This is a genomic window from Bacillus solimangrovi (genome assembly GCF_001742425.1).
In the GTDB taxonomy this organism is placed as follows: Bacteria; Bacillota; Bacilli; order Bacillales; family Bacillaceae_N; genus Bacillus_AV; species Bacillus_AV solimangrovi.
Genome location: NZ_MJEH01000003.1, coordinates 58271 through 83868, shown reverse-complemented (window position 1 = coordinate 83868; position 25598 = coordinate 58271). Strand labels below are relative to the sequence as shown.

The window sequence follows — 25598 nt, the reverse complement described above, 5'->3', positions numbered from 1 at the left end:
GAAAGGGAATTATTGTATGAAACCATCTTTTGAACAAGAAAATCCATTCAGAGGTACTTTCGGAAATTTGGAAAATTTCGTTGACCACGTTAGCGAAACACTTCGTTGTCCAATTACTATAGAAGATACTAATCACCGCCTACTCGCATACAGTATGCATGATGATCGTACAGATTCAGCTCGTATTTCGACTATCATTGGTCGTCGTGTACCTGAAAAAGTCATTAATGCACTTTGGAAAGATGGCGTAATCCCTACATTAAATAAAAGTGATGATCCTGTACGCATACGCAGCATAGACGATATTGGATTAGGAGATCGAGTTGCCATAACCATTCGCAAAAACACTGAAATACTGGGTTATATTTGGGCACTTGAAGTAGAAAAAAAATTAGATGAAGAGGATTTTCTTCTCCTTAAACAAGCTGCAAGCTCAGCAAAGAATCAATTAATGAAACTTCAAATAACCCGTGAAAAACAACAAGAAAACTATCAAGAGTTTTTTTGGCAATTACTCACAGGTCATATTGATGATGAGAATGATATTAATAGACATTTTGAAAGATTACATCTATCTCCTCCACCGCTTTTTTCAGTTGTTGTGTTTCAATTTTCTAGTTCGATTAACGAAACAACTGAAAAACAAATTGCTTATTTGTTAAAAACAACTCAAAAAGTTGACGTTATTTTTCATACGAGTGACCAAAAAAATCTCGTTCTACTCGTTTCACCTAAAAAGTCCGAGCACCCTACTGATGCTATCGATTCATTTATTAAAACATTTATTCATCAAATGAAAGAACGCTTTTTTGTTACGATGATTACAGGAGGATATGGAACCCTATGTGAAAAGCTAACACTCATTGAGCATAGTTATAAAGAAGCGACAGCTGTGTTAAAAATTAAAACGCGATTATCAAATGAAACTGATTCAATTTACAACTATCAAAAATTAGGTATCTATCAGTTTATAGACGTAATCTATGAAAAACGTAAGGCAGATAACTACAATAACACGTCTATTACTCTTTTAAGTAAGTATGACGAGCGCCACCAAACAAATTTATTAGAAACATTAGAAACGTATTTAGATAAAGATTGCAATATTAACAAAGCTTCTAGCGCTCTTCACGTTCATGTAAATACACTGAACTATCGATTAAAACGAATTTCGGAAATAAGCGAAATAGACTTAAAGGACCCGAACGAAAAAACAACTATTTACATCGATTTAAAGATCCGAAAATATGGAGCACTTTTATAAATCACGTCACTTATGACATTTGACAACACAATGAAATCCTATTCATATTCCGCATGCTATCTGAATTCATTTCCAATACATTCACCATAATTAATAGGTGAATGTATTTTTTACATTTGTGTAAAATCACAAATACCCCTTCCTCTTTTTTATTATCTAAACAAAGATAATTTTCAAACAACAATTTATAATGAATTTACTCGCTATAGAGTTAAATATAGTTAAAATTACTTTTACTACTTTTTTATCGTTTAACATCTATAGAATTAAAAAGTTGATTATAAAAGCTTATCGTTAAACTCTCACTTTACAATCACTTACTAAATTGTCTTTTAGTGAATATCACTAACGTATTGCTAAATTAACACGCACAAATAGGAGGAATATGAAATGATTATTGGTGTACCTACAGAAATTAAAAACAATGAAAACCGTGTTGCAATCACTCCAGCTGGTGTACTTTCTTTCCGTCAAGCTGGTCATGAAGTATTAGTCGAAAACAACGCTGGAGTTGGTAGCGGTTTCACTAATGAAGCTTATGAAGTTGCAGGAGCAAAAATTGTTGAAACTGCGGCTGACGTTTGGAGTCAATCAGAAATGATTATGAAAGTGAAAGAACCTCTTGAGGAAGAATATGTGTATTTCCGTAAAGGACTTATTCTATTCACTTACCTTCACCTCGCAGCTGAGCCCAAACTTGCTGAAGCATTAAAAAACAGCGGGATTATTGCGGTTGCTTATGAAACAGTTGAAGTTAACCGAACACTTCCTCTTCTTACACCAATGAGTGAGGTTGCAGGTCGAATGGCTTCACAAATCGGAGCACAATTCCTTGAAAAACCTAAAGGTGGCATGGGTATCCTGCTTGGCGGAGTTCCAGGTGTTCGTCGTGGTAAAGTAACAGTTATCGGTGGTGGTGTCGTTGGTACACATGCAGCAAAAATTGCGGTTGGACTCGGCGCTGATGTTAATATTATTGACTTAAGCCCAGAACGTCTTCGTCAACTAGATGATTTATTCGGTAACAGTGTAAACACAATCATGTCTAACCCACTAAACATTGCAGAAGCTGTTAAAGAATCTGACCTTGTAATTGGTGCCGTTCTTATTCCTGGTGCAAAAGCGCCTAAGCTCGTTACAGAAGAAATGATTAAATCAATGCGTGATGGATCTGTCGTTGTCGATGTTGCAGTAGACCAAGGTGGAATCATCGCAACTGCTGATAAAGTGACAACACATGATAACCCTACTTATGTAAAACATGGCGTTGTACATTATGCGGTTGCTAACATGCCTGGAGCAGTTCCACGTACATCAACTCTTGCACTTACGAACGTTACCATTCCTTATGGTCTGCAAATTGCAAATAAAGGTGTTAAGCAAGCACTTCTAGATAATGTAGCACTTGCAAAAGGACTTAATGTTGCAAACGGACATGTAACATATGAAGCAGTAGCACGTGACCTTGGTTATGACTACGTAACCGCTGAAGAAGCACTTGCATAAATTATCAATATTTAAACCACTCAAGTAAAAGCTTGAGTGGTTTTTCTATTAATACAGACTTAATTTAATAAGATTAACTGATGGATTTTGACCATTATTTGCGTATAATTAATAGGAATTCATTAAAAAAGATAGATTAAATACATGCTCAGAATAACAATCAACTTACATGTAGAGGAGTGAGCAGATGAAGCATGCAAGCTATCGAGATACATGGGTTAGCATCTCACTAGATGCTATTAAAAATAACATTCAGCAATTTCGCAACCACATTAGTAGTTCATGCAAATTCATGGCTGTTGTGAAAGCTGACGGTTACGGACACGGAGCAGAAATAATTGCAAAGACAGCAATTAAAGAAGGTGCTGATTATCTTGGTGTAGCATTTATAGATGAAGCGGTACAGCTAAGAAAGTGCGGAATTACGACACCTATCCTTGTGCTCGGCTATACACCACCAGACACACTACAACTAGCAATCGAACAAAATATCACACTTACTTGTTTTAGTGAAGACATACTCGTGGAAGCTTCAAAAATTGCCACTAATTTAAACAAAACAGCTCTTATTCATTTGAAAGTTGATACTGGCATGTCTCGTATTGGTGTACGAACGAAAGAAGATGCTTTGTCATTCACTAATCGAGCAGCTTCCCTACCTAACGTTGTATTAGAGGGAATCTTTACGCACTTCGCAGCTGCAGATTCAAATGATTCTACTTTTACTGACATGCAATTTTCAACCTTTCAAGAGATTGTAGACTATGTTGAAAGAAGTGGGTTTCATTTTCAACTGAAACATTGCTGCAATAGTGCAGGTACCATGCAATATCCACATATGCACCTTGATATGGTTAGAGTGGGGATTAGTTTATACGGTCTACTTCCAGATCCAAATATACCTACTCGCCCTTTTGAATTGAAACAAGCTATGCAATTTAAAACAAAAATTGTAACAGTTAAAGACTTAGAAGAAGGTAATTCCATTAGTTACGGTTGTACGTATACAACAGAGTCAACACGCACAATCGCTACCCTTCCAATTGGATATGCAGACGGTTTAAATCGTCTACTATCAAATAAAGCTGAGATGATTGTCAGAGGAAAAAGAGCACCTATCGTTGGACGTATTTGTATGGATCAAACGATGATCGATGTTACAGGCATCCCTAATGTACAGCATCATGATGAAGTGACCATTTTCGGTCGTGACCAGAATTGCTTTATCTCAATTGACGAAATCGCACAGCTTATCGGTACGATAAATTATGAAATTGTATGTGCTATTGGAAAACGAGTTCCTCGTATTTATTACGAAGGTGATAACATCGTTGATAGTCAAAACTTATTTTTCAACCAACACTAGGATTTCGATGTAAATAAACACAAAAGAGTACAACCTGTTCCTAAGAAGAGTTTGTACTCTCTTTATATTGTTGTGAATTTTTCACTTTATGTTTTTTTGTTCTATTTATAAAACTCCATATGTCTTTTTGTTTGCTTGTAATAGTGCAATCTATCTTGCAACGTACCTGTATGAAATTCGAACTTATGACCATCTGGATCTGTAAAGTAGATAGATTTCTTATCTCTTTCATCCCTTTGACGACCAGATAAAATATTAACATTTAACTCGTTTAATTTTGTATACATATTATCAAACTCCTCTTCTTCTATAGAAAAGGCAATATGTGTATAAGAATGATTTAATGTCGAGCGGTCAATATCCTTCTCTTCATTTAGGGCAAGCCACATCCCATTCAGATCGAAATAAGCCGTGGTCCTTCCCTTCACTAATAATTTTGCATCAAATACTTTTTCATAAAACATTATAGATTCGTCTAAGTTCGAAACTGAAAATAAAAAATGGTTTAGTCCTTTTATCGACATTTTATCAACTCCAAATAATTACTTCATCAAACATGCAAAAGTTCTCAGTCTACTTAACTACCTAATAGATGTAAACCGTGTTAAAGTGGGTGCTTACTCCATCCTTTAACAACCGGATAGTTTCATAATTCTTATCTAAGTTTATTTTATATAACAACTGAAAGTTCAGACTACTATCTGTATTATTATCAGTCTCATCTTGACTGTAATTAATGATTAACGTATCACCACTACTATCGACATTAAAGTCACTAAAATGAATCGCCTTTTCACCTTGCTCAACATTGATCCCAGTTAAAAAATATATAATAATTTATCATACTTCACAAATTGATGAACACCATTTTTTTCTTCTGCTTGTATTACTAATTCTTTCGTTTCCTCATCAGCATTGCTAAGTTCTACTTTATGAAACGATAGTATTCTTTCCTCATTATTACTATAAAGCTCTACTTCATTAGTTTCTATCTTTGTAGAACAACTTACGACAAATAGTATAAAAAATGTTACTAACAACCTCTTCATTCATACCCCCCACAAACTTTTACATTTGTATTATTGCAAATAAAAACAATTTTTCTTTTTAATTACTATTATAACGAGTGATCACTATTATAAGAGAATCCTTTACGTATGCACATAATAATTCACGAAACCTTTGCTTCATCGTTCAAGAAAACTATTTTGGATAATAAGAATACCCTGGATATTTCACTACAGACCATTCTTCTTTCCGTAACGCATTCATTAATTCTGGTCCCACACATAAGTTCGACTGCACCGTATCGGTTGAGGTATATTCCAGTTATATGGTCTATTCATGAAAAATTATTAACTCCCCTAATTTCGATTTGTTGTACTAGAAATATATAGAAAGTATTTGAATTATATACATGTAATAGCAGGCGACTACGAAACTAACTTGTAATTAAGATAAGAAGAAAATGATCATCTTATAGATCCAATCTAAAATGGATCAATAGCGTTGACAAAAAGGGATTACCTTCAAATTTCCCAACCTTAACAGTCGATTAAAAATCATTAATTAGCAAATTTAGATTACAGAACGGTTGAATTTATGTTCTTTTTTTGTGTTCAAAAATAACACTGTATTAATGTCAAAGCCATCATATTCCGTATTCATAATTGGCATACTAAAAAAAGAAAGCAAAACTTCTTGCAAAAGTCATCAATATTGTGTATTATCTAATTGTGCACAACCTTTATTGATAAAGGAGGCCTGCTTTTGGAAAAATACACAAATTTAAATTTAGATAACCAATTATGTTTTGCCGTTTATGCGTGTTCAAGAGAAATTACGAAAAGTTACCGTCCTCTCTTAGAAGAGTTAGACATCACGTATCCTCAATACTTAGTATTACTAGTATTATGGGAACACGAGCGGTTAACCGTAAAAGAGATTGGCAACCATCTTTTATTAGATTCGGGTACGTTAACCCCTATGCTAAAAAGAATGGAGCAAGCAAACTTAATCCATCGCATACACGATACTGAAGATGAACGTAAACGTTATATCATCCTTAGTGATTTCGGCAAAAGTTTACAGGAAAAGGCAACTTGCATTCCTAAAGAAATGGCACCGAAATTCGGGCTAACTTTCAAGGAATACACTGAACTTTTAAATATGCTAACAAAAGTAACAAATAATTTATTAGATAAATAAGGAGAGATTTATTATGCAACCACTATACACAACAACAGTAACAGCTACAGGCGGAAGAAACGGAAGTGTAAAATCAGAGGATAACGTATTAGATTTAAACGTTCGTATGCCGAAAGAATTAGGTGGTAGCGGTGAAGTTGCTACAAATCCAGAACAATTATTCGCAGCAGGATATTCAGCTTGCTTTGACAGTGCACTTAACTTAGTTATTACGAGAAAACGCGCAAAAGTTGAAAGTACTGAAGTAACAGCAAGTGTAACAATTGGTAAAGATCCAGAAGATGGCGGTTTTAAACTAGCTGTAGAATTAAATGTAGCAGTTAACGGTGTAGATAAGGAAACAGCACAAGAGCTTATTGAAGCAGCTCACCAAGTATGCCCTTATTCTAAAGCAACTAGAGGCAACATTGATGTTACGTTAACAGTAAAATAATCCAAATAAGTGCCTCGAAAGTGTTAAATATCTTTCGAGGCACTTATTTTCATGTTTTGTTGTTACTATACACAAGTTACATTAACGATAATCAATATCCATTTCAGCCATTTCTTGTGCTAGGCGCATATTAGATAATGCAAGCTGTGCTAACGTCACTTCTTCGTCTGGAAGATAATATCCATCTTCATTAGGTGTCATAATTTCCAATGCTCCTACTAGGGCCACATAACCAACATTTGCTTTCTCTACTTGCTCACTATCTTTCATATTTAACTTATAAATCTCATAATGATCAGCAACATTTGTCAACTTAAGTATACGGCCGTACCAGACTGCAAGCTCTTCTCTCGTGATTGTTTCATCAAGCGGGAAGTTTTCTGTATCTGCTTCTAATACACCTCTATCAATCGCTAACTCAATCATTCCATATAAGTCATGATCAGTATCGATATTCTTAAACGTTTGTCTCTTTTGCTCTTCATAGTCATAACGCTCATAGCGGTAATAACGTGAAAGTGATTTAGATAATACTTTCAAAGCATCCCCCTTTGTTATGACTGCATCTGGATTAAACGTTTCTGGATTCTCTACTTCAATAATTCCAGCTTGAATCATGAAGTTTAGCTCTTCTTCTGCCCACGGATGTTCAATTGTAACATCACTTGGTTGTTTTCCAGAATCATATCGTGACGATGCTGCTGTCCACTCACCTGTTTGTGCATCATAATATTTGCGTAATACTTCTTTATCCATCTCTCCAGTATAAATGAGCTTATAATGATTTGCTTGATATTCATTTTGATTGTTGTTAGAGACATATTGCAATTCTGTTTGTAAAACATCTTTATAATCTTTTAATGCTTCTTCCTTCGATACTACTTCACTTAGTGATGGCCAGTCTGATATTTGATCAAAGTCAATTGAAAATCCCAATAGTTCCCCATCACCAGCTATTGAAACTCGTATTCCATTCCCATTTACTATTGTTCCATCCTTAACCCTTGGGAAATAGAATCGATACTCTTCATCATCGCTATCATACCTATTTTGTCTATTATCACTTTCATTAGGATAAGCTACTTCATGAACATATGATGAGGCATATTTTTCTACATAGTCAACCGCTTTATTTAAGGCGTTTTTATATGCAAGTGGACGACTACTATCTTCTTCACCTAGAAATCGTTCATCAAAACCACCACGATAATCTATTAATTCACCTGTATCTACATCTATCTCGATAGATGAACCGCTACCTCCGTTTCTTGTCTCATACATAAATTCAACATCATAGACACGTTGTCCTCGATAATTTTCTCGTTCATTAACGCCTTCTATATTTAGTTTAACGAAGTCATTTTTTGGCATTAGTAATTGTTCAGCCATTTCTTTCGCTTCTTTTTTTGTAATACTTGCTGTTTTTTCAACTGGTGTACTAGATAATACTTTCAGTTTTTCTTTCTTTGGAAGCTTGTCTAGCAATTCACCGGCTATGTAATATTGACCTGTCATTCCATGAATACCATCAATTTTTGGTGAAGGTAAGTATGTTAATACTGCCTTTACATCATCAGATCGTTCATATTGAATTTGATATTGCAACTCAACATTTGATGCTTCTTTCAAACGATCTAATGCTTCACTTTCTGTAAGCAGGCTCTCTTTCTTTTCGAATACCTCTTGCTTGCCAGTTAATTCGTTAAAATAATAAGAAACCACTCCACTACCTAATACTTCGATTCTTATTGATTGATCTGGAACAGGTACATCATTTACCACTTTATCAAAACGGAAGTTATACTCAACCGGTTCAGTTAACGTTTGATTATCATAAAAATATAACTCATCATCATTATCAGCAAGTTGATAATCACTGCCATTAGTCATACGATTTAAAAAAGAAACAGCAATTTTTTCCGCATCTTCTTTTGAAACTTGAGGTGGAAACAAAGCTTCTTCGTTGTTTTCATTATTATAGGAATAATAAACTAACTCCAAATTTTCTCCAACAAAACTAAACCTACCACTAACATACATATCAGAACTTAACTCTTTAAAAAACCTCAACCCGTAACTCTCAAGTTCACTTTCTTCTCCATAAGACCTACCTGAATCAAATCTGAATTCTTCTTCCCTCACATCCTCAAACATACCCGGGAATAGTTCATGAACACGTTCTATTAATCTTTCCTTATCCATCACTTCACTAGTAGTCGTTTTAGCAGCCAATACATTTGTCGGTATAGACGTTTCTGCATAGGCAATAGGTGCAATGCCTCCAAGCACTAATGACGAAGATAAAGCTACAATACCTAACTTATAATATTTCAATCTACTTCCTCCTATTCTATTTTATTCCTTTTTTATATTTTATAATGATAGAATACTATATAACGGTATAATTTATTAATTTTTACCAACAAACACAACTTTATACCTATTTCTAATTATATTGTAACCTTTTATTAGAATTAGCGTCTCATTTTGTAAAGGAAAGAATATTTATGAATGAATTTAAAGGAGGAATTTTACGTGAAGAAAGCTATTACACTTTTGATGAGTAGTGCACTCATTCTCCCAACGATACTTACACCGACTGTCGCTTTCGGAAAGAGTTCATCTGCTCCAGAAACACTCCCAGTTGATATTGTTGAGAATACAAAAATTACACAAAATTCATTAATTAAACAGCCCGATATTTCAAAGGAGCAAGCAATCAAACTAGCCAAGGATGCTTTCCCAATCCCAGATAACTACAAACAAACACAAGTTGAACTAAATTCCAAATACTATCAAAGCAGCTATCCAGCATGGATAATTCGTTGGGAACTTCAAGAAAATGAGGAATATGGTTCGATTGGCATCTCATTAAATGCAGAAACTGGAGAAATCGCATCTATTTATTTTAATCAGTCAGATAACAATGAAGAAAAATCATTCCCACCAAAAGTCGAACGTGAAGAAGCGAAGGAAATCGCAATTAACTATTTAGAAGACATACTTCCTGATAAGGTTGATGACTTTCTGTATGATGATTCAAACGACAACAACGTAAAACCACCGCTTGATGATGATATAAATTATCGATTCTCATTTAACCAAGATGTTAACGGCATTCCATTCAAACAAAACCATGTGGAAATATCCGTAAACGGTAATGGGAATGTTCGAAACTTTGAATACTCTTGGATCAAAGATTATACGTTTCCTAGTGATGAAAATATTTTAAAAGCACAAGAAGTATTGAATAAAATGAAAGATTCGTTTCCGTTAGAGCTTCAATATAAAGAAGTTCAAAGCTTTGGAAGTAAAAACAAAGATTTAATCGTGCCTGAGTATTTCAATGAAGATACACAAATGCAACTTATTTATGAACAGGTATCAAACATAAACTCAATAAATGCAAAGACAGGTGAATGGTTAGATTCACAAGGAAATCCGATAAAGGATTCATTAAATATAAGGAAAGAACCTATTTCGAAAAAACCGCTTGATTCCGCTCCTTCACATTCAAAAGAGTTAACTGCTGAAGAAGCAGAAAAAATAGTCAAATCGTACTTTTCTATTCCTAAAGATGCAGAATTAGCAAATGTAGAATACGAAGAAAATGATTATCGTGTACAAGGAGCCGTTTGGAACTTAAGGTGGACGAAAGAACCTTCACAGTGGGTGAATGCTTCTGTTCATGCACAAACAGGAGAGCTAATAACATATAATCAACAAAATCATTATGCTAAAGAAAGTAATACTGTAAAATACTCTGAAGAAAAAGCAAAAAAGATCGCTATCGATACAGTCAAAGAAATTTTACCTCATAAGGCAAACCAACTATCGTTAGTTAATACACGTACTTGGGAATATATAAAAAATCAACCAGCTCAATATTACTTTACGTTCGAAAGGCTTCACAACGGCATCCCTGTACCATCACAACGAACGACTGTAACGATTTCATCACAAAATGGTGAAGTGATAGATTTTGATCACAATTGGGGAGAGCGTGATTTTCCTTCAAATGATAATGTCATACCTGTAGACGAGGCGATTCAACGATACTTTGACCTCCATTACGTTGAACTTGCCTTTGAATTGATACACCCTACAGATGAGAAACCGAAAGTCCAGCTAATGTATACACTAAAACGCAAGCAAACTGACGAACCTGTCTATTTAGATGCAACAAAAAATGAGTGGATTTCAAACAAAACGGGTCTTCCATATGAAATTGACTTGGATTTAAATGTGACTGATCTTGAAGGGCATTGGGCAGATAAAGAGTTAAGATTGATGGTCGAATATCGTGCTTTACAGCCAGATAAAATGGGAAAGATACACCCTGACAAGTTAATTACACGTGGAGAAATGATAAAAATGTTTATGCTCACACAACGACCTTATGTCTACTATCAAGAGAAGGCAATGAGGTTGGCTGTAGCTGAATCAGAATCGACTTTTAACGATGTTTCATCTGCTTCACCGTATCATGTATATATTGAAGAAGCTGTTCGTGAAGGTTTAATTGATACAGACATTAAAGATTTTAAACCTGATGAACCTGTAACACGTGAAGAGCTTGCCTTACTCATTACGAGAGCACTCGGCTATAATAAGCTCACTGAATACGAAGATTTATTTAATCTTAACTTTGAAGATAATGAGAACATCAGCGAAAAAGGAGCAGTTGCTCTCGTACAACACCTTGGCATTATGACTGGAACTGACAATAAATTTTCTCCACAAGCGAATGTTTCACGTGCTCAAGCAGCAAAAGCATATTTCGAATATTTAACGAAACAAGGTTTGAAGGTTCGATAAAATAAAACACCAATAGTTCATTGTTACTTAACTGATGATTACTTCTATATAAAACCTTCATTTTGTAGTGACGGAACTACATGAAAAAATACCATTAACACCTCCTTAATAGGAGGTGTTTTGTTTTTCCTCTTTTATTTCTTAGTAAAAGACTTGTATAATATAATTTATACATACAAAAAAATGTTAATGGACGGTTGATACATGGAATCTATTATCGGAATTATCTTTATCATCTCTGGTATTATGAACGCTATTTCACCTAAAATGTCAGCGTATATTGAAGGTGGGTTTCTATTCAAAAAATTACCGCCAAATGAAACATCTCTTAAAACACGACGCTACGTGGGCATTGCAATGATTGTTTTTGGAATTTATTTACTACAATAATATAAACTGTGCTATAGAGAGGGGAAGAAAATAAAGATGAGAAAGAACCAACGTTTGCAGTTAAAATACTTAGATAAAGCAAATGGAACGATGCTCTGGCATCTGCCAGATAAACCAATTAAAAGTAAAACTGTACATCCTGAAGAAACATTAGCTTCCTTACTTTCTCCCAGCTCAAACAAGTCAGACATTAAAAAGATTAATCAAGCATTAGAACTCTTGAAACAAATTAAAGATGATAATGAATTAGACGATTAAACAACTGGTCTAATTCACTATTTATCATAATTTTAAACTCATTATTCCATATCAAGACAGGTTGACTAACGGTACTAATAAAAGATCCTTTAAGCTGATTGCTTAAAGGATCTTTTATTTAATTAAAATAAACTTCTATCTGTCAAAGATGATCATGCCCCTTTTCTATTAAAACTGTATAGACTTTCGAAAATTTCAACTCGGAAGCTTAACATCATTGGACATGTGACAAACTGTAACTAATTTGTTACTTATTAACTCACAAAATTGGCTATGATCGATAGAAGAATATATTTTGTAAAGGATGCGAGACTATGTTTGGACGATTCATGTTTATCACATTATTACTAGTAGCTTTAACAGGCTGTAATATATTTGAATCACCATCATCAATGATTCAGCCCCCAAAACTTACACATTCTCAAACCGAATTAATATCAGCAGTCGATCAACTCCTACCGAAAGGAGCAATTCCAATTAGTCCAACTGTACAAGGTAGTAGTCAAACGATATCCTTTGCTAATGTAAACGGTTCTGATGAAGAAGAGGCAATCATTTTATATGAAATAGAAGAAGATTATCGAATGAATAGGTATGGAATGGTACTTCAACAATCAGATAACACTTGGGAGAAAATCGCTCAATTTAAAATTGAAGGATATGAAGTTGCTGCTCTACAGTTCGTTGATTTAACAGGTGATGGGGTAGATGAAGTAATCGTTGGTTCTACCATAAACGCTGGTCAAAATGGTCTCACTATTTATCAAATTGAAAATGATGATGCCAATGCTTTACTTCATACATCATATGCAATGTATGAAGTCCAAGATTTGAATCAAAACGGGATAAATGATTTAACGGTATTACAGTTTGAACGAGAAGTAGGCGGAACACTGACCCTTTTTGAAAATGAAGAATCACAATTGATAGAACGTGCTAAAGGTGAGCTTCCAGCTTCTTGGATTTCTTACGGATCGATGGCTGTCGGATCGCTCACACCTAACATTAATGGCATTATACTTGATGGTTTTGTTGGTGCTCATTCTGGAGTAACTGAAATTTATGTTTTAGAAGGAGATAATATCATCAATCCATTTGGCGAACAAGAAGACTTCCTTATATATAATCCAAGTATTACGGAGAGTAAAGATATTAATAATGATGGCATCCTTGAAGTTGTCATGATGGAAGCTCCGAAAGGCTATGAGGACGCCTCATATGTAGCTACACCTTATTTTGATAGTTACTATCAATGGGATGGTAAGCAAGATTTTATTTTCCAACAGAAGGGCTATTCGAATTATGCGGCACATTTTAGTTATATGTTTCCAAACTCTTGGGATAACGTAACAATCGAAATAGAAGAAACTCACTTTAAGTTTCGTGATTATTCGACTGATGAATTGTTATTTGACATTCAAGTTATTCCGATTGATACATGGAAACCAAAAAAGAATGTGTATGTACTCGCAGAGACGAAAACTGACATATATATAACTCATGTTGAGGACGAGGATTTACAAGACAACTTTATTTTAGAAGATCCTTATTAATTATTCATGACGAAGCTCAAGTTTACGAAGGAGTGAGAAATTTGACATCGATACTTGTATTAGAAGACGAACCCGGTATAAGAAGCTTTATTGTTCTTAACCTTAAACGAAATGGTTATACAGTTATCGAAGCCGAAACAGGAGAGGAAGCACTACAGCAATTTAATGAACACCCTGAGATTGACATCGCATTATTAGATGTTATGCTGCCAGGGATTGACGGTTTTGAAGTATGCAAGCAAATTCGTAGTAAAACTGAGCAAGTTGGAATTATTATGCTTACAGCTCGTACACAAGAAGTCGATCGTGTTCACGGTTTAATGTCTGGTGCAGATGATTATATGAACAAACCTTTCAGTCCTGCTGAATTAAATGCACGAATTTTTAGCTTAATGCGACGAATTAAAGGTTCATCACCAAAACAAGCAATGCGATCATCTATATTCCAGTTAAATCCTAAAACGAAACAAGCGAAAAAACATGGAGAACTTATTGATCTTACACCAACTGAGTTTGCTCTCTTACAGCTGTTTCTCTCAAGAAGTGAAGAACCTATTAGTAGAAATGAATTACTTGATGAAGTTTGGGGAGTAGAATATGTTGGTGATCCTAAAATTGTTGATGTCAATGTACGACGTCTTCGAAAGAAAATTGAAGATGATCCCTCAAAACCGGCCTTCCTAGAAACGGTATGGGGATTAGGGTATTGTTGGAGTGAGAACAAGCAATGACTGGTATTAATAGACGCATTATTCTTCATTATATGTTTGTCATTCTTTTAACAATTGTAATTATTGAAGTTATCTTCATTTCATCAATATCTAAATATTATAACGAAGGTGTGACTGAAACACTTGTTAATCATGCGAACGTTTCAACCTCGTTCACTGAAGAGTACATGACTCTTACAAGGCATGATTTCAAATCACAAATACCATGGATAAGAGAGAGTTTGAAATATCCTAATACAGAAATGCAAATCATTAGCTTAAACGGAGAGGTTCTTTCCACCTCAACAGGGATTACGAATGAAGAAATTATAACAACACCAGACATTAAGGAAGCGATTTCAGGAGAAATAAGTATTCATAAAGGAATACTTAACGAAGAGTCAATTTTAGCTGTATCAGCCCCATTGCCCTCAAAAGAAAGCCAAGTTGTCGGTGTAATTCGCTTCGTCACGTCACTCGAACGAGTCGAAGACAAAATTCAAAGTACTGCGTTATTTTCTATTTCTATCGGACTGGCAGTTATGTTAGTCGTCTTCATCATTAGCTTAAGACTAGCCCGTTCGATTGCGAAACCACTTCAAGAAATTACACGAACATCTGAGAAAATGGCAAGAGGGCGCTTCGATATTGAATTGAATGAAACTTACATTGATGAGATTGGTACACTTGCGAAAACTCTAAATCACATGGCTCGTGAAATCCAACAAACAGATAAGATGAAAAACGAATTCATTTCGTCTATATCACACGAATTACGCACACCATTAACGAGTATAAAAGGCTGGAGTGAAACGATTCTGACTGGAGATATGAGAGAAATTAACGAAACGAAACAGGGGCTAACGATTATCTCAAAGGAAACTGATAGACTCATTACACTCGTTGAAGAATTACTAGATTTTTCACGTTTTGAATCAAATCAACTTAAGCTTACATTGAATGCTGTGTCGATCTCAGAGCTAGTGAATGATGTTGTCACACAAATGAAACTTAAAGCATCGCAGCATTATATTTCTATTATTTTCACAAAAGAACAAGAACACATCATTAACGCAGATGAAAACCGCTTGAAGCAAGTTTTCATTAACATCATCGATAATGCGATTAAATATTCACCGCCACACACTCAAATTGATATTTCTATGAATGTTGATAATCATAACAATTCAATCATTACGATAAGTGATAAGGGGATAGGCATTTCAGAAGAAGCAATCAGTAATGTTACGAAAATGTTTTACCAAGTTGATCATCAAAAAGACGGTACTGGACTCGGATTAGCCATATGTAAAAAAATCATCGATTTACATAAAGGTGAATTGAACATAAAAAGTAGTTCTCAGTCAGGTACGACCGTTACGATTAAGTTACCTCATGACCCAACGTTAATGACCAAGTAAAAGAAACACTCATTATTAAGGTATAGAAATATCCTTCTAATGAGTGTTTTATTTAATTCGATTAATAATATTCCATTTTTCACTATAAACGTAGTACTATATCATTATTCTTGTCATTTTTTTATACTAGATAGGCCAGTTATCGGATTAAAGATCATCCTTACGATTCAATAAAAAACGAATTAATTTCCGATATTATTCATAACACTCTCTATATGAAAAGGAGGCTTTCAGAGATGTTTTCATTTTTCAAAAAACATAAGAAAGCACATGCCCCAACCTTTACGAAGAAAGAAATGAAAGAACAATCGACAACCTTGCTTACACACTATATTTCTCTCAATTCATTTGTAGAAAAACATGAAGGTATAGGTAATATAGATGAGCAAAAAGAGATGTTAGAAATGGCAATTCACTTAGTTAGTACATACATTAGCAATGGTACTGAACAAGACATCATTAATTTTCTCCACCCTAATCATAATACAGTAAGGCAAAAAGTTCTTAATGAACTACATGTTGAGAAGCAACATTATTTACGTGATTTGAATCAACTACGTCAAATTATCCAACGTTCTAATAGTGTAGAAAAAAAAGAAAAGTATCGAATAATTAAAGAAAAACTTGAACATTCTATCGACCCGTATATTCGCAAAATTAACGATTATAATGAACGATTTTCTTATGAAGAAACGAGAGATCAAGGTTTTCAAACATTCCATGACTTATTTGAATACCTATCTGAAATTGAAGAGAAATATGAGAATAATAAAAAGCTTGGCTAATGCCAAGCTTTTTATACTGTTTCAAAATATTCTTTATTAAATCCACCAACGCGTCCAGTATTATCAACGATAAACAGAAACTCTTCTGTTTCATTTTTCACTTCATATACTTTCCCTACAGTTAGTACGTTTTCAACTGTATATTTTTTTGCATTAGTATGTACACATTTCACTTTACTAATTGTTTTACTATCTTTCCAACCTTCATGAATCACTTCACATGCTCCTTTCTTAAATCCTTATTCATACTTCTCAATAGTGCTAAGTATATCATATGCTAACAAAGCTTTATATAAGCAACACACCTTATGCTCTCTCCTAAATCGTACTAGCAGGAATTACTCACTTAACATTGAAGAGGATTTCCTCATACAACTATCCATCGCTTCTATAATTGAACCTCGAAATTGATTTTTTTCTAATGTTGTAACAGCTTCAATCGTTGCTCCACCTGGAGAACATACTTGATCTTTTAATTCACCTGGATGCTTACCAGTTTCCAATACCATTTTCGCTGCACCAAGAACTGCTTGAGCAGCCATTCGATACGCTTGTGGTCTCGCAAAACCCTGTTTAACAGCTCCGTCTGCTAATGTTTCGATAAACATATAGACATAGGCTGGTGATGAGCCACTAACGGCAGGTACAGCATCCATTAATGCTTCAGGTATGAGTTCTGCTTTTCCAAAGCTTTCGAACATGCGAACAACATAAGCTTCTTCTTCAGCTGTGATCGCATCATTTGTACATAATGCACTCATTCCTTCTCCAACGAGAGAAGGTGTATTTGGCATTGTTCGAACAACTTTCAACTGTCTTCCAAATTGTTCTTCTATATATTTCAAACTCGTACCTGCTGCAATCGTTATGATAATGATGTCTTCTTTAACAGCATCTCTAATTTCATGAATAACGCTTGTATATTGATCAGGCTTTACAGCTAGTACAACAATATCTGCCCAAGCCGCTACCTTCTGATTGTCATTTGTTACCTCAATTTGATATTTTTCTGACACCGTACTTATCGTTGCATCTGATACTGCTGTTGCTCTCACATCAGAAGGATCGGCAAATTCCGACTTTAACATTCCTTCAATGATTGCTTGAGCCATATTTCCACAGCCTATGAATCCGATTCTCTTAGACAATGTAATCCCACCTATTTTTGAATTCTTCATTAATTATAGTTGATTTTCAATTATGACACAAAGAAACTCATCCCTCACTAATCATTTGTGAGGAATGAGCTATCATTTAACCAATTCTTCTCTTCAATTGTGTATACAATGGAATTCTTTTATTCAGATGTTTAGATTTAGAATGGATAAGCAATATAATCTGCATCATTGTAATAAAAAAAGATGAACGCTTATAAGCTAAATATTTCGGTTCCCAATCATGAGCGAACTTTCCTTTATACTCTCGTAAGCCTCTGAATTTATAGAGAAAATGCCCGTGTAAATAGATATATCTCGCTAACCTTTCATATTTTCTAGCATACTTGTATTCTCCAACACCAGCTAGTGGCGAAAAACCTAAACTGCACGACGAATAACCATTTTCCTTTGACCACTGAAATATGGATGCAAATAAAACGTCCATCGTACCATTTGGACTTGCTTCTACTGACCTCATTAAGTCAATACCGATAACATTGTCTGCATTTTGTTGTCCAGCTAGCGTAGCAAATGCAATCAGCTTACCTTGAGAATTCTGAATAATAGCGACTGGAAATAAAGAAACATACGTATTGTCAAACGAACCTACTGAAAAACCTTTTTCCTTCCGGTTATTCAACCATGAGTCAGATACTTCCTTCATTTCTAATAAAAAAGCATTCGTATAAGGAGGCTCAAGCACTTGAAATTGATAACCAAGACGCTCTAATTTATTCTTACTAGTCCTTAACTTAGCTCCTTTTTTTCCAGTCAGTGAGAAATCTGATAAATTCACATATCCTTCTTCTCCCAACTTCACAAATCGAAAACCAACTTGATGATACATATCCATATATTCTCTGTTCACTTGATAAAAAATGGGGACACACTTTTCACGTTCAGCAAATACTTGAAACTCATACACTATTTTTGGCAACGCTTCCTCTTTCCCAATTGGATCCCCTAGTACAACTAACTTATTCCAAATCCGTCGATAAACGACACAAGCGTCTCGCTCTTCTGTCCAATAAATCTTCTTATCCTGTAAAAAGAATAAATGTGTATTCGTTTGATTGCCGTATTGCTTCAAAAATAGCATTAATTCATCACAATTTATCTCTTCTTCTACTTGATTATGTCCTTTTCTCATCATCACAAACCCCATACACCCTAGCATCATTACAAACGCCAATAAAACGTAAAACAAAGGGGAATAGATCACTAACATAAAACCAACCATACTCTCCTCCTCAAAACTCCCTGTCTAACAATTAAATATACCATAATTGTAAAGGAAATGAGGTTATTTATATTTTTTTCCATTTTTAACAATAAAAAAATAGAAGGGTATCCCCTTCTAGAAAGCTGTTGTAATATTTTCATAAGAAGTGAGAAACCGAATCATCTGTTCACTATGTTGGAAAAAGCGTTCATCATCAGTGTGTTTCGCTTCTTCAACAATTGTAAAACGAGTTGGTAGATTGGAATCACTACTTATCTTTGAAAATGGTTCAATATTATTTTTCAATGGTGCGATTTCATCATCTTCTCCACAATAAATTTGACACGGAATATTTGAGAAGCTCTCATGATCTAACTCATACGATTCCAAAAAATCGTTAACCTTTGAAACTGGTAGATCATAAGCTTTTGAAAGTTCTTTTCCGATTCGATCTTTCTTTTCAAGCTTTAATATATAATTTCGGTGTGTTGGTAAATCCATAACTGGCTTAATCAATGTTAATGTCTCGACAGGAATACGTTTTTTCATCGTTAACTGTAAACCAAGAATACTGCCCATGCTTATACCGATAAGATGAACAGGATTTAAAATGTGAAACCTGCGCTCCATCATTTCATATAAATTTGAAATAGCCTTCATCGCTTTCTTACTACCCCAATTTCGATTATATGCATTTGAATAACCAACAACATATCCTTGTTCATTTAGTTCTCTTACAAACTCCATACGTTCAGGCTTATCATGAATGTCCGTTGTTTTTCCATTCACATAGCCACCTGTTCCACCTAATAAGATCACTCCACCACGAAATTGATATGTTCCTGCTGGATATGAGAAGTAGACATGCTGACCCTGAATAGATGTGAACATCTCGGTTGTATCGATTGCAAATCGCTCCTTAATTCTTATTTTCTCATTATAAAGGATGTTCAAAAAGCCCTGGAAAAATGACTGTCGAATAACTGCGTTTGCTTGCTTTTCCGCTCCTCATATACCCTACAAACATATACAGAGATGCTAATACCTTCTCCGTCCTTTTTGTTCACGCTCTTATAAAACAATACAAATAATAGTATATAAGTTTACATTCTAACGAAATAACGGATATCTTTCAAGTATGATACGTTTTCTCTAGTGTCCAAATATGTGATTGACATTTACATTCAAGCAATATTTTCTTATGATGAAGCAGTCAATGGTTTAAACCCTACCTAAAAGGAGGTCTACAAAATGGCACACGAAAAAACAACATTAGAAATGCTATATAACCTTCTCTTAGATGAAATTGATGCAGGTGTACATGCAATCGATTCATCAGGAAAAACGTTTATTTATAATCAAAAGATGGCAGATATTGAATCAATGGACCGACAGGATGTGTTGAATAAAAATTTACTTGAAGTATTTCAGTTTAGTGAAGATGAAGACAGTACGCTCGTATGTGCTTTACGTAATGGACTGGAATCTCGCAATATGAAACAATCTTACTTTAACAATAAAGGCAATGAAATTACGACGATCAATAATACCTTTCCTCTTAAACATAACGGAGAGATTCTTGGGGCTGTCGAAATAGCTAAGGACGTTACAAAAATCGAACGACTCATCCGAGATAATATGGAAAAAAAAGAAAATACAAAGTATACATTTGATCATATTATTGGGCAAAGTATTGAAATGAAAGAAGTTATCGAACATGCAAAGCGATCAACAAGGACAACCTCATCTGTGCTCATTATTGGAGAAACTGGTACAGGCAAAGAAATCTTTGCCCAAAGTATACATAACGGTAGCATTCGTTCCTCAAAACCGTTTATTAGTCAAAACTGTGCAGCACTTCCAGATAACTTAATTGAAAGTTTATTATTCGGAACGAAAAAGGGGGCATTTACTGGTGCATTAGAGCGCCCAGGTTTATTTGAACAAGCTGAAGGTGGTACATTATTACTTGATGAAATTAATTCATTAAGTCCAAACCTACAAGCTAAGCTATTAAGAGCAATTCAAGAAAAATCAATCAGACGAATTGGTGGAACGAAGGATATCGCAACAGATGTACGGATAATTGCAACAATCAATGAAGATCCGATTGATGCGATTAAAAATAATAAGTTACGCAAAGACCTATATTACCGTCTTAGTGTTGTCTCATTGTTTATTTCTCCTCTTCGTGAACGAAAGGAGGATATTCCACTTCTTGTCCAACATTTCATTACGAAATATAACACCCTTTTTCAAATGAATGTTCAGTCTTTATCCGAAGAAGTGTATCAGTTATTCACACAATACAATTGGCCTGGTAATGTACGAGAACTAGAACATATTGTTGAAGGAGCGATGAACTTCATCACACATGAGCAAACAATCGACGATTCGCATTTGCCGCTCCATTTTAGAAAACGAACACAGTTTATGGAGGACACCTCTCAACCGATCAATAAAGAAAAAATCAATATACCACCTGTTGATAAGCATCTACCATTAAAACAATATTTAGCAAATATTGAAAAGGCTTATATTGAAAAGGTACTAGCAAAGCATCAAAACAACATTTCACATACAGCTACAGAACTCGGACTAAGCCGACAAAGCTTACAGTATCATTTGAAAAAACATTCAATAAGACGTTCCATTTAGCAGAGCAAGTAACATTTTCTATTTTGAAAGTTACACTTTGAATGAGTTTTCAACTCCGATATAATCAAATAAGAAACTAGCAAAAGAAGAAAAGGTGTATAAGATGAGTATTCTAACAGTAAAAAATTTAAGTCATGGTTTTGGCGATCGTGCCATCTTTAATGACGTTTCATTTCGTTTATTAAAAGGGGAACATATTGGGCTTATTGGTGCGAATGGCGAAGGAAAATCAACGTTCATGAACATCATTACACGTAAACTAGAGCCTGATGAAGGAAAAATTGAATGGTCAAAAAATGTTCGTGTCGGTTATCTTGATCAACATACAGTATTAGAGCGTGGCATGACCATTCGTGATGCATTAAAAGGAGCTTTCAAATATTTAATTGATATGGAAGCAGAAATGAATGCCATTTATGAAAAAATGGGTGAAGCTACTCCTGAAGAGTTGGAGGCTATGCTTGAAGAAGTCGGTACAATTCAAGATACATTGACGAACAATGACTTTTACGTAATTGATGCAAAGGTAGAAGAAATTGCTCGTGGGCTTGGGCTTGAAGACATCGGGCTTGAGAAAGATGTTGAAGATTTAAGTGGTGGGCAACGTACGAAAGTATTGCTTGCTAAGTTATTACTAGAGAAGCCTGATATTCTTCTATTAGATGAGCCAACAAACTATTTGGATGAGCAACATATTGAGTGGTTGAAACGATATCTTCAAGAATACGAAAATGCATTTATCTTAATTTCACATGATATTCCGTTTCTTAATAGTGTTATCAACTTAATCTACCATATGGAAAATCAAGAGTTAAATCGTTACTCTGGTGACTATGATGACTTCAAACGTGTTCACGAAATGAAAAAACAACAGCTAGAAGCAGCCTACAAAAAGCAACAACAAGAGGTCTCTGAGCTGAAAGATTTCGTTGCACGAAACAAAGCACGCGTAGCAACTCGTAATATGGCGATGTCACGTCAGAAGAAATTAGATAAGATGGAAATGATCGAGCTTGCAGGTGAGAAAACAAAACCTGAGTTTCATTTCAAAGATTCTAGAGCTTCAGGCAAACTGATTTTCGAATCAAAAGACCTCGAAATTGGTTACGATGAGCCACTTTCCAAACCTTTGAACTTACGAATGGAACGTGGACAAAAAATCGCACTTGTCGGTGCAAATGGAATCGGGAAAACGACGTTATTGAAAAGTATATTAGGCGAGAACAAGCCGATTTCTGGCTCAGTTGAACGCGGTGACTATTTGCACATCGGTTATTTCGAACAAGAAGTCAAAAACGAAAGTAATAACACATGTATTGAGGAGCTATGGCAAGAATACCCTCATTTCAATCAATATGAAGTGCGAGCTTCCCTTGCAAAGTGCGGACTAACGACAAAGCACATCGAAAGTAAAGTGACCGTTCTTAGTGGAGGAGAAAAAGCAAAGGTTCGTATATGTAAGCTCATTAATAAAGAAACCAATTTGCTCGTACTTGATGAGCCAACAAACCACCTTGATGTCGATGCGAAAGACGAATTAAAACGTGCCTTAAAAGAATATAAGGGTAGTATTCTACTCATTTGCCATGAACCAGAATTTTACCAAGATGTCGTGACTGACGTTTGGAATTGTGAATCATGGACGACAAAACTCGTCTAGGAGGTTCAGTATGGACAAAAAAGAATTCAACACACTAGTCTTAAGTTATATTAGAGGTTTTGAAATGTTACTTCACAATGCAGAAGTGTTCAACATATCTGGACTGGATGATATGAAAAGCATCTATACGTTAGGCAAAGAACAATTTCTTACAAACTTTGACCAATTGAGCGAAGAGGAAGTCATTGAGCGACGCCGAGCTTATGATGAAGCATTCGAGCAATTTCAACATAACCATAAGAAGTAAATGAAAAAGACATCTGCTCGTAATGAGTAGATGTCTTTTTATTGAGGTGAACGCCATTCACTCGCCCGCTTGTCAATTTCCTTAATAAATGCATCCTTACCTTCTATGTAACTTTGAATATCTTCTGGATACTTTTTTGCTAATTTTTCTTTAAGATTCGCATAATCCTTCGCTTCCTCTGGATGTGCAATCATATAATCTCGGAAATCCAAATGACGCTTTACTTCTTGATGTTGATGAGGAAAGACGTGCACATGATGAGAACGCTCGATAACACCTTTTAGAAAGAAACGGCGTTCAGCTATTCCGTTTTCTCCTTTAGGGATGTAACCTAGCTCGGTCATCTCATCATTCAATTCATCTACTTCTGAAATATTTTTCACTTCAATTAATAGATCGATAACAGGTTTTGCACTCATATTTGGAATTGATGTACTTCCGATATGATGAATATTTACTAGATTGTCTATAAAAATAACTCTCAACCTCTTACTTTCATCATTAAATAAAGAATGCCACATTGGATCATAAGCGATAACTTCTACTTTTCGTTTCTCCATCATCATCATCTCCTTTTTAATAAGCCACGTTAAAGAAATGCTCTCCTTAACGTGACTTAACATGTTTTATCCTGATATTTTCTTAATGAACACGACTTTCAAATAATTCCCTTCCTTATACTCCTTAACCGTCTGGAAATCATTTGGTAATGCATATTCTTCAAGCAATTGATACTGCCCATTCATGTCTTTAAATGCTCGATCAATGAACCCTTTAAACTTAGCCATTCCGAATTGGCTACAGTTTGTAGAAGCGACAATAATGCCGTCATCCTCTGTAATCTCAATCGTTTCTTTTAAAAGATTCGTATAATCCTTAGAAGCACTGAACGTATGTTTTTTTGAACGAGCAAAACTCGGTGGGTCTAAAATCACCATATCAAACTTCAAATTTTTCTTTATCGCGTATTTAAAGTAATTGAACACGTCCATGACAATAATATCTTGTGCTTCATGATCGATTCCGTTCACACTGAACTGCTCAATTGTCTTATTAAGACTACGATTTGCTAAATCAACGCTCGTTGTTTTTTCTGCTCCACCTAACGCTGCAAACACTGAAAATGCCCCAGTATAAGAGAATGTATTCAGAACGTTTCTCCCTTGTGCATACTTATCTCGTATTTTTTTGCGTACTTCACGTTGATCGAGAAAGACCCCAACCATTGCACCTTCATTTAAATAAACAGCGAAATTCACACCGTTTTCTTTCACGATAAGTGGGAACTCACCTCGTTCACCCGTAACAAAATCATCTTCTTCAATGTATTTTCCTTTCGTTGCAAAACGCTTCTTCTGATAAATCCCTTTAAAATCTGTTAACTTTTCTAAAGCTCGAATGATCTCACTGCTAAACGAATAGATTCCTTCACTATACCAATTAATTACATAGTAACCGTCAAAATAATCAACTGTTAAACCACCGATACCATCACCTTCGCCATTAAATACTCGAAAGGCGGTTGTTTCAGGATCATCATAAAAAGATAAACGCTTTTTGATTGCAACGCTTAACTTATGCTCAAAGAAGGATTGATTAATTTGTTCATCTTCTCGTTGTGTTAGCACCCAACCATAACCTTTATTTTGTTTGCCATAATACCCTTTTGCAATAAATCGCTTCTTCTCATCAACTAACTTAATAATCTCCCCCTCATCTCTGAGATCTTTCACATTTTTGATTGATTCCTTTGAGATTAGCGGATAACCACTTCTTAATTTGCTGCTATCTTTGGAATATATAACGATCTGTACTTCGCGTTTCATCTCATTCATCCTATCATTTCATATTTCTTCAAAAATCTACTCATAAAATATGAGGTTAATTCTTCAGCCTATATATACATTTTAAACAGAAAAATAAGAAGCTACACAGCGTAGCT

At 34.9% G+C, this 25598-nt stretch carries 24 protein-coding genes and 1 pseudogene; 15 read left to right on the top strand and 10 right to left on the bottom strand.

What is annotated here, in order from left to right:
* The first annotated feature begins 16 nt into the window (after positions 1-16).
* The 3 genes from BFG57_RS01475 to alr all read left to right on the top strand — a co-directional run bounded on the left by BFG57_RS01475 (position 17) and on the right by alr (position 4136).
* Positions 17-1264 (top strand): PucR family transcriptional regulator, encoded by a 1248-nt coding sequence (locus BFG57_RS01475; protein WP_069715686.1) that lies wholly within the window; start codon positions 17-19, stop codon positions 1262-1264.
* A 390-nt stretch (positions 1265-1654) separates the two neighbouring features.
* A complete protein-coding gene (ald, locus tag BFG57_RS01470; RefSeq protein WP_069715685.1) occupies positions 1655-2770 on the top strand; it encodes an alanine dehydrogenase in 1116 nt (371 codons plus the stop codon).
* Between the two features lie 187 nt (positions 2771-2957).
* Complete coding sequence (gene alr, locus BFG57_RS01465) at positions 2958-4136, top strand: alanine racemase (protein ID WP_069715684.1); 1179 nt, start codon at positions 2958-2960, stop codon at positions 4134-4136.
* Positions 4137-4237: 101 nt separating this feature from the next.
* Here alr and fosM read toward each other — a convergent pair whose 3' ends face one another.
* The 3 genes and pseudogenes from fosM to BFG57_RS19540 all read right to left on the bottom strand — a co-directional run.
* A complete protein-coding gene (gene fosM, locus BFG57_RS01460) occupies positions 4238-4660 on the bottom strand; it encodes a FosM family fosfomycin resistance protein (protein WP_069715683.1) in 423 nt (140 codons plus the stop codon).
* A gap of 294 nt (positions 4661-4954) precedes the next feature.
* Complete coding sequence (locus BFG57_RS01455; RefSeq protein WP_069715682.1) at positions 4955-5185, bottom strand: hypothetical protein; 231 nt, start codon at positions 5183-5185, stop codon at positions 4955-4957.
* A gap of 154 nt (positions 5186-5339) precedes the next feature.
* Positions 5340-5456 (bottom strand): annotated as a pseudogene (locus BFG57_RS19540) (oxalate decarboxylase); the annotation flags it as partial.
* A gap of 450 nt (positions 5457-5906) precedes the next feature.
* On the opposite strand from BFG57_RS19540, the gene BFG57_RS01450 reads away from it, so the two are divergent.
* Both BFG57_RS01450 and BFG57_RS01445 read left to right on the top strand, forming a co-directional pair.
* Complete coding sequence (locus BFG57_RS01450) at positions 5907-6344, top strand: MarR family winged helix-turn-helix transcriptional regulator (protein WP_281186593.1); 438 nt, start codon at positions 5907-5909, stop codon at positions 6342-6344.
* A 13-nt stretch (positions 6345-6357) separates the two neighbouring features.
* Positions 6358-6777: an organic hydroperoxide resistance protein gene (locus tag BFG57_RS01445; protein WP_069715681.1), complete on the top strand. Its 420-nt coding sequence runs from the start codon at positions 6358-6360 to the stop codon at positions 6775-6777.
* 81 nt (positions 6778-6858) lie between these two features.
* Here the strand turns inward: BFG57_RS01445 and BFG57_RS01440 are convergent, their stop codons facing one another.
* Positions 6859-9111, bottom strand: a complete 2253-nt coding sequence (locus tag BFG57_RS01440; protein ID WP_069715680.1) for an S-layer homology domain-containing protein — start codon at positions 9109-9111, stop codon at positions 6859-6861.
* A 201-nt stretch (positions 9112-9312) separates the two neighbouring features.
* On the opposite strand from BFG57_RS01440, the gene BFG57_RS01435 reads away from it, so the two are divergent.
* The 7 genes from BFG57_RS01435 (at position 9313) to BFG57_RS01405 (ending at position 16712) form a co-directional block, all read left to right on the top strand.
* Complete coding sequence (locus tag BFG57_RS01435) at positions 9313-11595, top strand: YcdB/YcdC domain-containing protein (RefSeq protein WP_069715679.1); 2283 nt, start codon at positions 9313-9315, stop codon at positions 11593-11595.
* A 204-nt stretch (positions 11596-11799) separates the two neighbouring features.
* The gene (locus tag BFG57_RS01430; protein WP_069715678.1) at positions 11800-11985 is read left to right on the top strand and encodes a DUF6199 family natural product biosynthesis protein; all 186 of its coding nucleotides are present in this window, start codon (positions 11800-11802) and stop codon (positions 11983-11985) included.
* A gap of 36 nt (positions 11986-12021) precedes the next feature.
* The gene (locus BFG57_RS01425; RefSeq protein ID WP_069715677.1) at positions 12022-12243 is read left to right on the top strand and encodes a hypothetical protein; all 222 of its coding nucleotides are present in this window, start codon (positions 12022-12024) and stop codon (positions 12241-12243) included.
* A 314-nt stretch (positions 12244-12557) separates the two neighbouring features.
* A complete protein-coding gene (locus BFG57_RS01420) occupies positions 12558-13796 on the top strand; it encodes a hypothetical protein (protein ID WP_069715676.1) in 1239 nt (412 codons plus the stop codon).
* 41 nt (positions 13797-13837) lie between these two features.
* A complete protein-coding gene (locus BFG57_RS01415) occupies positions 13838-14527 on the top strand; it encodes a response regulator transcription factor (protein WP_069715675.1) in 690 nt (229 codons plus the stop codon).
* Positions 14524-15927 carry a sensor histidine kinase gene (locus BFG57_RS01410; RefSeq protein WP_069715674.1) on the top strand — a complete coding sequence of 468 codons (1404 nt, stop codon included), beginning with the start codon at positions 14524-14526 and terminating at the stop codon, positions 15925-15927. The genes BFG57_RS01415 and BFG57_RS01410 overlap by 4 nt, the downstream gene beginning before the upstream one ends.
* 236 nt (positions 15928-16163) lie before the next feature.
* Positions 16164-16712: a hypothetical protein gene (locus tag BFG57_RS01405; RefSeq protein ID WP_069715673.1), complete on the top strand. Its 549-nt coding sequence runs from the start codon at positions 16164-16166 to the stop codon at positions 16710-16712.
* 11 nt (positions 16713-16723) lie between these two features.
* Here the strand turns inward: BFG57_RS01405 and BFG57_RS01400 are convergent, their stop codons facing one another.
* The 4 genes from BFG57_RS01400 to BFG57_RS01385 all read right to left on the bottom strand — a co-directional run bounded on the left by BFG57_RS01400 (position 16724) and on the right by BFG57_RS01385 (position 19982).
* Positions 16724-16927, bottom strand: a complete 204-nt coding sequence (locus BFG57_RS01400; protein WP_069715672.1) for a DUF6501 family protein — start codon at positions 16925-16927, stop codon at positions 16724-16726.
* Positions 16928-17050: 123 nt separating this feature from the next.
* Positions 17051-17860 (bottom strand): pyrroline-5-carboxylate reductase, encoded by an 810-nt coding sequence (gene proC, locus BFG57_RS01395; RefSeq protein ID WP_069715671.1) that lies wholly within the window; start codon positions 17858-17860, stop codon positions 17051-17053.
* A gap of 106 nt (positions 17861-17966) precedes the next feature.
* Positions 17967-19109, bottom strand: a complete 1143-nt coding sequence (locus tag BFG57_RS01390; protein WP_069715670.1) for a phosphatidylglycerol lysyltransferase domain-containing protein — start codon at positions 19107-19109, stop codon at positions 17967-17969.
* Positions 19110-19226: 117 nt separating this feature from the next.
* A complete protein-coding gene (locus tag BFG57_RS01385) occupies positions 19227-19982 on the bottom strand; it encodes a hypothetical protein (RefSeq protein WP_069715669.1) in 756 nt (251 codons plus the stop codon).
* 360 nt (positions 19983-20342) lie between these two features.
* Between BFG57_RS01385 and BFG57_RS01380 the strand changes: the two genes are divergently transcribed.
* From BFG57_RS01380 to BFG57_RS01370, 3 genes are all read left to right on the top strand, one after another.
* Positions 20343-21749 (top strand): sigma-54 interaction domain-containing protein, encoded by a 1407-nt coding sequence (locus BFG57_RS01380; RefSeq protein WP_069715668.1) that lies wholly within the window; start codon positions 20343-20345, stop codon positions 21747-21749.
* A gap of 103 nt (positions 21750-21852) precedes the next feature.
* Complete coding sequence (locus BFG57_RS01375; protein ID WP_069715667.1) at positions 21853-23409, top strand: ABC-F family ATP-binding cassette domain-containing protein; 1557 nt, start codon at positions 21853-21855, stop codon at positions 23407-23409.
* 10 nt (positions 23410-23419) lie between these two features.
* Complete coding sequence (locus BFG57_RS01370) at positions 23420-23656, top strand: hypothetical protein (protein WP_069715666.1); 237 nt, start codon at positions 23420-23422, stop codon at positions 23654-23656.
* Between the two features lie 38 nt (positions 23657-23694).
* Here BFG57_RS01370 and BFG57_RS01365 read toward each other — a convergent pair whose 3' ends face one another.
* Together BFG57_RS01365 and BFG57_RS01360 are read right to left on the bottom strand one after the other, a co-directional pair.
* On the bottom strand, positions 23695-24216 hold the full coding sequence (locus BFG57_RS01365; RefSeq protein WP_245676683.1) for a GrpB family protein: 522 nt from the start codon (positions 24214-24216) through the stop codon (positions 23695-23697).
* Between the two features lie 66 nt (positions 24217-24282).
* Complete coding sequence (locus BFG57_RS01360; RefSeq protein ID WP_069715665.1) at positions 24283-25482, bottom strand: class I SAM-dependent rRNA methyltransferase; 1200 nt, start codon at positions 25480-25482, stop codon at positions 24283-24285.
* Positions 25483-25598: the final 116 nt, after the last annotated feature.

Coding starts and splice junctions, on each gene's coding strand:
- BFG57_RS01420 (WP_069715676.1), top strand. CDS start 12,558: ATGTTTGGACGATTCATGTTTATCACATTATTACTAGTAGCTTTAACA.
- alr (WP_069715684.1), top strand. CDS start 2,958: ATGAAGCATGCAAGCTATCGAGATACATGGGTTAGCATCTCACTAGAT.
- BFG57_RS01365 (WP_245676683.1), bottom strand. CDS start 24,216: ATGGAGAAACGAAAAGTAGAAGTTATCGCTTATGATCCAATGTGGCAT.
- BFG57_RS01425 (WP_069715677.1), top strand. CDS start 12,022: ATGAGAAAGAACCAACGTTTGCAGTTAAAATACTTAGATAAAGCAAAT.
- BFG57_RS01390 (WP_069715670.1), bottom strand. CDS start 19,109: ATGGTTGGTTTTATGTTAGTGATCTATTCCCCTTTGTTTTACGTTTTA.
- BFG57_RS01405 (WP_069715673.1), top strand. CDS start 16,164: ATGTTTTCATTTTTCAAAAAACATAAGAAAGCACATGCCCCAACCTTT.
- ald (WP_069715685.1), top strand. CDS start 1,655: ATGATTATTGGTGTACCTACAGAAATTAAAAACAATGAAAACCGTGTT.
- fosM (WP_069715683.1), bottom strand. CDS start 4,660: ATGTCGATAAAAGGACTAAACCATTTTTTATTTTCAGTTTCGAACTTA.
- BFG57_RS01360 (WP_069715665.1), bottom strand. CDS start 25,482: ATGAAACGCGAAGTACAGATCGTTATATATTCCAAAGATAGCAGCAAA.
- BFG57_RS01385 (WP_069715669.1), bottom strand. CDS start 19,982: ATGTTCACATCTATTCAGGGTCAGCATGTCTACTTCTCATATCCAGCA.
- BFG57_RS01410 (WP_069715674.1), top strand. CDS start 14,524: ATGACTGGTATTAATAGACGCATTATTCTTCATTATATGTTTGTCATT.
- BFG57_RS01375 (WP_069715667.1), top strand. CDS start 21,853: ATGAGTATTCTAACAGTAAAAAATTTAAGTCATGGTTTTGGCGATCGT.
- BFG57_RS01455 (WP_069715682.1), bottom strand. CDS start 5,185: ATGAAGAGGTTGTTAGTAACATTTTTTATACTATTTGTCGTAAGTTGT.
- BFG57_RS01370 (WP_069715666.1), top strand. CDS start 23,420: ATGGACAAAAAAGAATTCAACACACTAGTCTTAAGTTATATTAGAGGT.
- BFG57_RS01445 (WP_069715681.1), top strand. CDS start 6,358: ATGCAACCACTATACACAACAACAGTAACAGCTACAGGCGGAAGAAAC.
- BFG57_RS01475 (WP_069715686.1), top strand. CDS start 17: ATGAAACCATCTTTTGAACAAGAAAATCCATTCAGAGGTACTTTCGGA.
- BFG57_RS01380 (WP_069715668.1), top strand. CDS start 20,343: ATGGCACACGAAAAAACAACATTAGAAATGCTATATAACCTTCTCTTA.
- BFG57_RS01430 (WP_069715678.1), top strand. CDS start 11,800: ATGGAATCTATTATCGGAATTATCTTTATCATCTCTGGTATTATGAAC.